Genomic DNA, 9,949 nt, shown 5'->3' on the forward strand with positions numbered 1-9,949 from the left:
CATGGGCCGCCGCCGAGGGCGGCAGGGCCCGGGGCTTCGGGACCCGGGCGGCGGAACCGCCCGGGCCAGGTCTCATCCGAGGGAGGTCAATCCTCCATCAGGTCCTCGAGGTCGGCCTCGAGGTCGTCGAGCGCCGTGGCCGAGTCCTCCTCGCCCGACAGCACGCTGTGGACGGCGGTGAAGAACAGCGTTGACACTTCGTTGTAGTCCTGCTGCGCAGGGGCCGAGGGACGCGGCACCGCGTTCTGGAAGACGTCCTGCCACGCCTCGAAGTAGGGGTTGGCGGCCAGCACCTCGGGATCTTGGTAGAGGGACTGGATCGTCGGGAGATTGCCTAGGTTCACGGCACGGAACTTCTGCGCTTCGGCAGACGCGAGGTAGAGAGCGAGGTCGATGGCCGCGTCCTGGTTGTCGCCATAGCGGGACACGGCCATGTTCCAGCCGCCCAGCGTCGCGGCCGACCGCGCGCCTTCCCCTGTGCCTGCGGGCAGGGGCGCCACGTCGAACTTGCCGGCGACCGCGGAGTCCTCCCCCTGGCTGAGCGCGTAGGCGTAGGGCCAGTTGCGCATGAAGACCGCGTTGCCGGTCTGCCAGACACCGCGCGATTCCTCTTCCATGTAAGCCAGCACGCCCTCGGGCGAGATGGTGCCGACCCAGCCCGCCGCCATGTCGAGCGCCGCCGCCGCCTGCTCGTTGTTGACCGAGATCGTGCCGTCGGGTTCGATGATCTGGCCACCGCCGTTGGACTTGATCCATTCCAGCGCGTCGCAGGTCAGGCCCTCGTAGGCGTTGCCCTGGAACACGAAGCCCCACAACTCGGTGTTGCCGGCTTCGCGCTCCTTGTCCTGGATCATCTGCGCGGTGGTCTGCAGCTCCTCCCAGGTGGTCGGGACCGAGGCGCCGTACTTCTCCAGAAGGTCGGTGCGGTAGTAGAGTGCCGGGGCGTCCGTGAAGACCGGCAAGGCCACCAGCTTGCCGTCCACGGTCTGCGACTCGATGATCGAGGGGAAGTTCTGCTCGATGAGCCCAGCCTCGGTGGCGGCCTGGGTCAGGTCGACGAAGTGGTCGGCGAGCTGCGGGGCCCAGATCACGTCGGTCTGGTAGAGATCGATGTCCGGGTTCCCGGCGGCGAGCCAGAGCCGGTACTGGCCGAACTGGTCCGTGGTCGAAGAGGGCATGGGCACGAGCACGGCGTCGTTGCCCGTCCGCTCTTCCCAGGGGGCGACAAGGGCGTCGAAGGTGGAGACGGCGTTGCCGGTCGCGCCAATCACCACCGTCACCTCGACCCCCTGGGCCGTCGCGGCCGAGGCCGACAGCGCCGCCAGCGCCGCCATCACCGACGACCGCAGGACGGCCGCCTTGGTCATGTGGATCATGTTCTTCCTCCCGTTTTTGGCGGTCATCCGCCTTCGTTGTCTTGGTCGGATGCAGGTCGCGCCTCATCCGAAACGTTTCGGAACTCTACTGACGGCATCGCCGTGCCGTCAACAGGTTCGTGATCGTCCCCTGGCTCGTTAACTTACGCCGCTCCTCTCATCCGTCAACGCACGGCTCGCCTCGGAACGCGACGGCACCGGCGCGACCGACCGGCGCTCGATCAGTTGCACCTCGCCGACGAGCTGCAGCCTCTCGAGCGGCGCTCCGTCCACCGCGTCGGCAAGGAGCCGCGCCAGATGCGGCCAGCCGTCCTTCAGCGGGGACCATGTGGCGGTCAGCGGCGTGGCGAAGGCCTCGGCCCGCAGGCCCGGCAGCGCATCGTCGTGGACCACGACCGACACGTCCCCCGGCACGTCCAGCCCCAGCGCCTCCAAGGCCCGCAGCAGCCCCGCCGCAATTCGCGTGCTGCCGCAGACGACGCCGGTCGGCCTGGGTCCCTGCGGTCCCCAGAGCTCGGCCCCGGCCAGGAGCCCCGCCCCCTCGCTCATCGGCCCGAACCGGTGCAGTCCCGCCTCCTCGCGAAGGCCCGCATCCGCCAGCGCCGAGCGGTAGCCCTGCCGCCGCGAGACGGCATAGGTGCGACCCCTTGGCCCGTTCAGGAAGGCGATCCGCCGGTGCCCGGCGTCGATCAGGAGCCGGGTCAGCGTCTCGGCCACGCCACGGTTGTCGATGTCGTAGAAGGGATAGTCGTGCGGCTCCTCGATCCGCCCGTGGATGACGAAGGGAACGCCCGCCTGCCGGAGGAATGCCACCCGCCGGTCCTTGAGCTCCGGGTCGAGCAGCACGAAGCCGTCGATCGCCCCGCCGCTGGTGAGCCGCCGATAGACCTCCACGATGTCGTCCTTGGGATCGGCGATGTGCAGGACGAACTGCCGCCCCAGGCGGGAGAGGTGCTGGGACAGCCCCCCCACGATCTGCACGAACATGGAATCCTCGGGCTCGGGCGGCACGTCCGGCAGCACGAGCCCCAGCATCCCCGACCGTCCCGTGACCAGCCGCCGCGCCGAGACGTTGGGCTGGTAGCCCAGCTCGCGCGCCGCCGCCTGGACCCGCTCGCGCGTGGTCTCGGATACGTCGGAATGGTTGTTGAGCGCCCGGCTCACCTGCGTGACCGAGAGCCCCAGGTGACGGCTCAGGTCCCGGAGCGTCGTCATGGTCGCCTCCCCCGAGGCCGGCAGGTCGGAGACCCGGCCCCAGGGCCATCCTGCCGATCCGAAACGTTTCGGGCAAGCGTCCGTGTGTCAGCCCGGACATATGCCGTGGCCGACGACCAATAATGGAGCCAGCGACCCACGATTCGTCCGGGCAGCGGCCAGGATCCCGGCAGCGGATTCCGAACCGGCTCCCGCAGCGGACCGGCCCAGCGTGTGAGCACCCCTTCGGCGGCCCAGCCGCCCAGCGGGTGCGCGAGCCCCGCAAGGTGGTGCCCGGTCACCGCCGCGACGAACCCGCCCACCGGCCGCTCCCGATGGCCGGGCCTCGGCCGCGCTACGCTCCGAGCTCCCGCAGCACGTCCCTCAGGCCGGCCCGCCAGTCGGGGCGCGCGATCCCGAAGGCCCGCTCCAGCGACGCGCCGCTCATGCGGGAGTTGAGCGGCCGCTTCGCCAGCGTCGGCCAGGCGCTGGTCGGGATCGGGTTCACCCGGCGGGGCAGCCCCGCCTCCTCCATGATCGCCCGCGCAAAGTCCGCCCAGCTCACGTCCGGCGAGCCGGAGAGATGGTGCGTCCCCCCTTCGGCGCCGTCCGTCAGCGCCCGCGCGATCCCCAGGCAGGCGTCGGCGATGGCCGCCGCCGGAGTGGGCCCGCCGACCTGATCGTCCACGACGTCGACCGCCTCCCGCTCGCGCCCGAGCCGGAGCATGGTCTTCACGAAGTTCGCCCCATGGGCCGAGAAGACCCAGGACGTCCGCAGGATCACATGGCGGCCGCCCGCGTGGCGCACCCCCTCCTCGCCGAGGAGCTTCGTGCGTCCGTAGGCGTTCCGCGGCGCGACGGGGCTCTCGGGCGTGAACGCGTCCGTTCCCTGCCCGTCGAAGACGTAGTCGGTGGAGACATGGACGAAGGGCACCCCCTTCCGCGCCGCCGCGAGCGCCATGGCGAAGGGCGCCTCGCCGTTCACCACGCGCGCGGCGTCCTCCTCGCTCTCGGCCTTGTCCACGGCGGTCCAGGCGGCGGCGTTCACCACCGCGTCCACCTCGGCCGACAGGACCGCCTCGGCGCAGTCTCCCGGCTGCATGAGGTCCGCCGCTTCGCGCCCGAGGGACGTGACCGTCACGTCATCCGGCGCGTGCCGCAGGATCTCGGTCGCGACTTGCCCCGTCTTGCCGAAGAGGAGGACCCTCATCCCGCGACGGGCTCGACCGCGGTGCCCAGCCGTTGCCCGACCCCTTCGCGCGAGAGCAGCGGCCGCCACCAGTCCTCGTTGCGCAGATACCAGTCCACGGTGCGCCGCAGCCCCTCCTCCAGCGTCACCGAGGGCCGCCAGCCCAGCTCCTCGCGGATACGCGATGGGTCGATGGCGTAGCGCGCGTCATGCCCGGGCCGGTCCTGCACGAAGGCGATCAGCCTCTCGTGTGGCCCGCCCTCCGGCCGCATCTCGTCCAGGAGCCGGCAGATCACCCGCACGAGGTCGATGTTGCGCGCCTCGTTCTCGCCGCCGATATTGTAGCTCCGGCCGACTTCGCCCCGCTCCAGCACCGTCAGCAGCGCGTCCGCGTGGTCCTCGACATAAAGCCAGTCGCGCACGTTCTCGCCCTTCCCGTAGACCGGGATGGGACGCCCGTGCAGCGCGTTCAGGATCACCACGGGGACCAGCTTCTCCGGGAAGTGGAACGGCCCGTAGTTGTTCGAGCAGTTGGTCAGCAGCACCGGCAACCCATAGGTCTCGTGCCAGGCGCGCACGAGATGATCCGACGCCGCCTTGGTCGCCGAATAGGGCGAGCGGGGGTCGTAGGGCGTCTCCTCGGTGAACTGCCCCGCCACGCCCAGGCTCCCGAACACCTCGTCGGTCGAGACGTGGTGGAACCGGAACCCCTCGGGCCTCCCCTCCCGCAGCCAATGGGCCCGCGCGGCCTCCAGCAGGTTGAAGGTCCCGAGCACGTTCGTCTCGACGAAGGCGCCGGGCCCGTCGATGGAGCGGTCCACGTGGCTCTCGGCCGCGAGGTGCAGCACGGCATCCGGCCGGTGCGCCGCGAGGATGCGGTCCAGCGCGCCCCGGTCCCGCAGGTCCGCGTGCTCGAACGCGTAGAGCGGCGAGCTGCCCACCGAGGCGACGTTGGCGAGGTTGGCCGCGTAGGTCAGCGCGTCGAGGTTGACGACCTCGTGCCCCCGCGACACCGCCAGCCGCACCACCGCCGACCCGATGAACCCGGCTCCGCCCGTGACGAGGAGCTTCATGGTCGGCCCTACTGCCCGATGCGCGCGGACCACGCCACGCGGCAGGAAGATCGTCAGGACGCCGAGCGCCGGCAGCCAGGCGCAGATGCGATAGACGAACTCGATCCCGTGGGCGTCGGCCAGGGCCCCCAGGGCCGCCGCCGCGAGGCCGCCCATCCCGAAGGCGAGCCCGAAGAAGATGCCGTTGATGAGGCCCACGCGCCCCGGCACCAGCTCCTGCGCGAAGACGAGGATCGCCGGGAAGGCCGAGGCGATCACGATGCCGATGACCAGCGTCAGCGCCACCGACCCCCAGAGGTTCGCGTAGGGAAGCATCAGCGTGAAGGGCAGCACCCCCAGGATCGATACCCAGATCACCGCCAGGGGTCCGATGCGGTCCCCGATGGGCCCGCCCACCATCACCCCCAGCGCCATCGCCCCCAGGAACACGAAGAGCATGAGCTGCGACTGCTGCGCCGTCAGCCCGAACCTCTCGATCACGTAGAAGGTGTAGAAGGACGACAGCGACGAGGTGTAGGCGTTCTTGGTGAAGACGAGGATGCCCAGCACCACGAGCGCGCCCAGCACCCGTCCCTTCGGCAGCGCCGTGCCCTCCGCGGCGCGGGCCGCGCGGGCCGCCGGCTTGGGCCGTGTCCGGTGCCACTCCGCCACGCGCCAGAGGATCGCGATGCCCAGGGCCGCACCGATGGTGAAGAACATCAGGCTCGGCCGCCCGAAGGGCGCCACGATGAAGGCGGCGAGCAGCGGCCCGACCGCATGGCCGACGTTGCCGCCCACCTGGAACACGCTCTGCGCGGTCCCATACCGCCCGCCCGAGGCGGCGCGGGCGATCCGCGACGCCTCGGGGTGGAAGATCGAGGAGCCTACCCCGATCAGCATCGCCCCCAGGATCAGCACCGGATAGCTCGGCGCCTTGGCGAGCACGACGATGCCCACCAGGGTGGACGCCATGCCGAGCGGCAGGGCCAGCGGCAGCGGCCGCTTGTCCGTCACCACGCCCACGAAGGGCTGGAGCAGCGAGGCCGTCACCGTGAAGGCGAAGGTCAGGAACCCGATCTGCGCGTAGCTCAGCCGGAATTCCTCCTCGAGCAGCGGATAGATCGCCGACACGAGGCTTTGCATGATGTCGTTGATGCAGTGGCAGAGGGCCACGCCCCCCAGCACAGCCCAGACCGTCGCCTGGGCCGAGGCCCTCAGGCCCCCCGTCGCCGCCGTCATGGCCCGCGCCCCCGTTCGTGACTCCGCAGGCCGCGCTACGCCCCCTCACCGGGCGTTGCAAGGGGGAAGGCGGCCCGGCCCTCCCCCGCTCGTGCCGTCAGGCCTGGCCGCCCTTGCGCCCCGCCTCCGCCGCGCGGGCGCGGTCGTTGGCGAAGTTCCCGCCCGAGGCCTCGCCGCCCTTGCGTCCGGCGGCGGCGGCCCGCGCCGGATCGTTCTTGAAGTTCCCGCCGGACGCCTTGCCGCCCTTGCTGGCGATGGCGCGCTGCTTCTCCCGGTCCATCGCCGCGAAGCCCCGAGGCGCGCTGCCGGTGCCCTGCTGGTTGGTCGCCATGATCCTTCTCCTTGATCGGCCCCAGTCTGAGGACCGAACCGGGAGGCGTCGCTATTGTTCCCCGCCCGCTCGCCGGCAGCGCCCCTTCGCTGCGGCAGGGCGGGCCACCCACGAAAAAGGCCCGCGACCTTGCGGCGCGGGCCCAGCTTCGTCCTGCGGGGGCGCGTCGTCAGCCGACGATCTCGAGCCCGGAGAAGAAGAACGCGATCTCCTCGCGCGCCGTCTCGGGCGCGTCCGAGCCGTGGACGCTGTTCTCGCCCACCGATTCCGCGAACTCGGCGCGGATGGTGCCGGGCGCTGCGTCCTTGGGGTTGGTCGCGCCCATCACCTGGCGGTTCTTCTGCACGGCGCCCTCGCCCTCGAGGACCTGCACCACGACCGGGCCCGAGGCCATGAACTCGGTCAGCTCGCCAAAGAACGGACGCTCCTTGTGGACGGCGTAGAACTGCTGGGCCTGGTCCACGCTCAGGCGGATGCGCTTCTGGGCGACGATGCGGAGGCCCGCCTCCTCGAACTTGGCGTTGATCTTGCCGGTCAGGTTGCGGCGGGTCGCGTCGGGCTTGATGATGGAAAGCGTGCGCTCGGTGGCCATGGATGACATCCTTCAGGCCCGGGCCCCGTGCCCAGGCGTCCGGGCGCGCCGTTAGCATGGCGTCCGGCGACCGGAAACCCCTTACTCGGGGTCGCGCTCCGCCTGGACCGCGCCGGCGACCGGCTGCATCCAGGGCTCGCGCCGGACGATCCATCCCTCCCGCTGCGGCACGAGGCCGATCGGCGGGTCGTCGAGCGTTCCGAGCAGGAGCTCGGCGTGGTGCGCGCTCAGATGCACGACGCGCGAGCCGCAGGTGGGGCAGAAGCTCCGCCCCCGGAAGGTCGAGAGCGTCCCGGTCACCGTCACCGCCCCCAGCGGCCAGTCGCCGTAATACAGGCCCAGGCCCCCCGAGGCCTTCCGGCAGTCCTCGCAGTGGCAGAGGCCGACGACCCTCGGCTCGCCCCGCGCCTCGTAGCGGACGGCGCCGCAGAGGCAGCCCCCCAGCCGCACGGCCTCGGCTGGCTTTGGGCCCGGGCCGTCGGGGACCGGCTGCGGCGCGGGACCGGGGTCGGGCTCCGGCTCGGGGAGCGGCGGCGTCCCCGGCGCCATCCGGTCGGGCGTCCGCCGCGCCTCGGGACGGGCCTCGGCCCAGGTCGGATCGGCCGTCACCGTCGCCCCGCCCCGCGCCGTCATCGCGCGCGGCAAGACCGGATCGCGCCGCCAGGCGCCTCTCTTGGCCCGAACACCGTCCATGGCGATCCCCTCTGCGCACCGCACCGTGCCAGGGAGGAACCCGCAGTCGCCCACCCGAGTTCCGGCCCGCCCCTGCGGTTGACGGCACCAGACTGTTGCGGCAGAGGACACGGATGCTCCGCCTCGACGACATCTCCTACTCGGTCGAGGGACGCCCCCTCATCGAGCACGCCTCCGCCACCATCCCCACCGGCCACAAGGTCGGGCTCGTGGGCCGCAACGGCACGGGCAAGACCACCCTCTTCCGCCTGATCCGGGGCGAGCTCACGCTCGACACCGGCACCATCGAGGTCCCCCGTGGCGCCCGCATCGGCGGCGTCGCGCAGGAGGTCCCGGGCAACGAGGTCTCCCTCCTCGACACGGTCCTCGCCGCCGACACCGAGCGCGCCTCGCTGCTGGACGAATCCCACCACGCGACCGACCCCCACCGCATCGCCGAGATCCAGACCCGCCTCGCCGACATCGACGCCTGGTCCGGCGAGGCGCGGGCGACCGGCATCCTCAAGGGCCTGGGCTTCACCGACGAGGAGACGCGGATGCCCTGCTCCGCCTTCTCCGGCGGCTGGCGGATGCGCGTGGCTCTCGCGGCCGTCCTCTTCGCCCAGCCCGACCTCCTCCTCCTCGACGAGCCCACGAACTACCTCGACCTCGAAGGCGCGCTCTGGCTGGAGAGCTACCTCGTCAAGTATCCCCACACCGTCCTGATCGTCTCCCACGACCGGGAGCTGCTCAACCGCTCCGTCACCGGCATCCTCCACCTGTCGGAGAGGAAGCTCACCTACTGGAACGGCCCCTACGACCAGTTCGCGCGGCAACGGGCCGAGCAGCGCGCCAACCTCCTTGCCCAGTCCAAGAAGCAGGAGGAGCGCCGCGCCCACCTCCAGGCCTTCGTGGACCGCTTCAAGGCCAAGGCCTCCAAGGCCAAGCAGGCCCAGTCGCGCGTGAAGATGCTGGCGAAGATGGAGACGATCCGCCTCCCCGAGGACGAGGCCCGCACCGTCTTCACCTTCCCCAAGCCCGAGGAGCTGTCGCCCCCGATCATCACGACCGAGGACGCGGCGGTCGGCTACGGCAACCACATCGTCCTCCATGGGCTGGACCTGCGCATCGACCAGGACGACCGCATCGCGCTCCTCGGCCGCAACGGCGAGGGCAAGACGACGCTCGCCAAGATGCTGTCCGACCGGCTGCCCATCGCGCGCGGTCGGATGACGCGGTCGAACAAGCTCCGCATCGGCTTCTTCGCCCAGCATCAGGTGGACGAGCTGCACGTCGACGAGACGCCGCTCCAGCACCTCCAGCGCCTCCGCCCCGACGAGCACCAGTCAAAGCTCCGCGCCCGCCTCGCCGGGTTCGGGCTCCAGGCCGCGCAGGCCGAGACCGTCGTCGCCCGCCTCTCCGGCGGCCAGAAGGCGCGGCTGTCGCTCCTCCTAGCGACCATCGACGCGCCGCAGCTCCTCATCCTCGACGAGCCTACCAACCACCTCGACATCGAATCGCGCGAGGCCCTGGTCGAGGCGCTCGCCGCCTACAACGGCGCGGTGATCCTGGTCAGCCACGACATGCACCTCCTCAGCATGGTGGCCGACCGACTCTGGCTCGTGAAGGCCGGGCGCGTCCGCCCCTACGACGACGACCTCGAGGCCTACCGCGCGATGCTCCTCGCCGGCGACAAGCCCGCCGAGAAGGTGCCCGAGCGGCCCAAGCCCCTCCGCCCCTCCCGCGACGCGATCCTCGCGCTCCGCGCCGAGGTCCGCAGATGCGAGGACCGCCTGGCCAAGATCAACGACATGCGGGACAAGCTGGCCTCCAAGCTCGCCGACCCGGAACTCTACGAGGACGCCCGCAAGGGCGAGCTCGAGACCTGGAACCGCAAATACGCCGAGGTCATGGACGGCCTCCACCGCGCCGAGGCGCTGTGGATGCAGGCGCAGGAGAAGCTGGACGAGGCCGAGGCGGCCTAGGATCGGGTTCACCCCGCCACTCACGCCTGCCACGCACCCGATGCCACCACGGCCCTGGTCCGTCGAGGGCTTGTCCCAAGCCGGCGTCGCTCGCCCCAAGGGGGGTGCACCGGGACGGACCACGCGCGCGTGCCGCGGGAGTTCCCGGCAATCGCACCCGCGCTGTCACCACCCCGTAGGGTGCGCTTCAGCGCACCTTACCTGATTCGCAGTCCACGCCCTTACCACGTCTCGGCGGGGTGTTGCGTTGCCCCCCTTGGGGCACCGCACGCCCGGGTAACGCCTCGTTAACCCCGCCCTGCGAATCTCCCCCCCGAAC

General features: G+C 71.3%; 8 protein-coding genes and 1 pseudogene. 1 reads left to right on the forward strand and 8 read right to left on the reverse strand.

Features of this window, described 5'->3' with window-relative positions; genetic code table 11:
* Positions 1–86 precede the first annotated feature (86 nt).
* The 8 genes and pseudogenes from RUMESO_RS16055 to RUMESO_RS16085 all read right to left on the reverse strand — a co-directional run bounded on the left by RUMESO_RS16055 (position 87) and on the right by RUMESO_RS16085 (position 7,666).
* Positions 87–1,376, reverse strand: coding sequence for an ABC transporter substrate-binding protein (locus RUMESO_RS16055; protein ID WP_051521396.1), 1,290 nt, complete (start codon positions 1,374–1,376; stop codon positions 87–89).
* A 138-nt stretch (positions 1,377–1,514) separates the two neighbouring features.
* Positions 1,515–2,591: a LacI family DNA-binding transcriptional regulator gene (locus RUMESO_RS16060; protein ID WP_051521394.1), complete on the reverse strand. Its 1,077-nt coding sequence runs from the start codon at positions 2,589–2,591 to the stop codon at positions 1,515–1,517.
* A 334-nt stretch (positions 2,592–2,925) separates the two neighbouring features.
* Positions 2,926–3,780, reverse strand: coding sequence for a dTDP-4-dehydrorhamnose reductase (rfbD, locus tag RUMESO_RS16065; RefSeq protein WP_037281567.1), 855 nt, complete (start codon positions 3,778–3,780; stop codon positions 2,926–2,928).
* The gene (gene rfbB, locus RUMESO_RS16070) at positions 3,777–4,832 is read right to left on the reverse strand and encodes a dTDP-glucose 4,6-dehydratase (protein WP_037281576.1); all 1,056 of its coding nucleotides are present in this window, start codon (positions 4,830–4,832) and stop codon (positions 3,777–3,779) included. Before rfbB ends, rfbD begins: the two co-directional genes overlap by 4 nt.
* Positions 4,833–4,868: 36 nt before the next feature.
* Positions 4,869–6,050, reverse strand: a pseudogene (locus RUMESO_RS24385) (MFS transporter); the annotation flags it as partial.
* 97 nt (positions 6,051–6,147) lie between these two features.
* On the reverse strand, positions 6,148–6,381 hold the full coding sequence (locus RUMESO_RS16075) for a con-10 family general stress protein (RefSeq protein WP_051521395.1): 234 nt from the start codon (positions 6,379–6,381) through the stop codon (positions 6,148–6,150).
* A 169-nt stretch (positions 6,382–6,550) separates the two neighbouring features.
* Complete coding sequence (gene ndk, locus RUMESO_RS16080; protein ID WP_037281568.1) at positions 6,551–6,973, reverse strand: nucleoside-diphosphate kinase; 423 nt, start codon at positions 6,971–6,973, stop codon at positions 6,551–6,553.
* Positions 6,974–7,054: 81 nt separating this feature from the next.
* Complete coding sequence (locus tag RUMESO_RS16085) at positions 7,055–7,666, reverse strand: GFA family protein (protein ID WP_245639306.1); 612 nt, start codon at positions 7,664–7,666, stop codon at positions 7,055–7,057.
* A 113-nt stretch (positions 7,667–7,779) separates the two neighbouring features.
* Between RUMESO_RS16085 and RUMESO_RS16090 the strand changes: the two genes are divergently transcribed.
* Positions 7,780–9,630, forward strand: coding sequence for an ABC-F family ATP-binding cassette domain-containing protein (locus RUMESO_RS16090; RefSeq protein WP_037281569.1), 1,851 nt, complete (start codon positions 7,780–7,782; stop codon positions 9,628–9,630).
* Positions 9,631–9,949 lie beyond the last annotated feature (319 nt).

Origin of the sequence: Rubellimicrobium mesophilum DSM 19309 (assembly GCF_000600335.2) — a bacterium.
Classification (GTDB): domain Bacteria; phylum Pseudomonadota; class Alphaproteobacteria; order Rhodobacterales; family Rhodobacteraceae; genus Rubellimicrobium; species Rubellimicrobium mesophilum.

What these genes read in the sequence shown, in the direction of transcription:
- RUMESO_RS16055 (WP_051521396.1), bottom strand. Translation starts at nt 1,376, where the DNA reads ATGATCCACATGACCAAGGCGGCCGTCCTGCGGTCGTCGGTGATGGCG.
- RUMESO_RS16060 (WP_051521394.1), bottom strand. Translation starts at nt 2,591, where the DNA reads ATGACGACGCTCCGGGACCTGAGCCGTCACCTGGGGCTCTCGGTCACG.
- rfbD (WP_037281567.1), bottom strand. Translation starts at nt 3,780, where the DNA reads ATGAGGGTCCTCCTCTTCGGCAAGACGGGGCAAGTCGCGACCGAGATC.
- rfbB (WP_037281576.1), bottom strand. Translation starts at nt 4,832, where the DNA reads ATGAAGCTCCTCGTCACGGGCGGAGCCGGGTTCATCGGGTCGGCGGTG.
- RUMESO_RS16075 (WP_051521395.1), bottom strand. Translation starts at nt 6,381, where the DNA reads ATGGCGACCAACCAGCAGGGCACCGGCAGCGCGCCTCGGGGCTTCGCG.
- ndk (WP_037281568.1), bottom strand. Translation starts at nt 6,973, where the DNA reads ATGGCCACCGAGCGCACGCTTTCCATCATCAAGCCCGACGCGACCCGC.
- RUMESO_RS16085 (WP_245639306.1), bottom strand. Translation starts at nt 7,666, where the DNA reads ATGGACGGTGTTCGGGCCAAGAGAGGCGCCTGGCGGCGCGATCCGGTC.
- RUMESO_RS16090 (WP_037281569.1), top strand. Translation starts at nt 7,780, where the DNA reads ATGCTCCGCCTCGACGACATCTCCTACTCGGTCGAGGGACGCCCCCTC.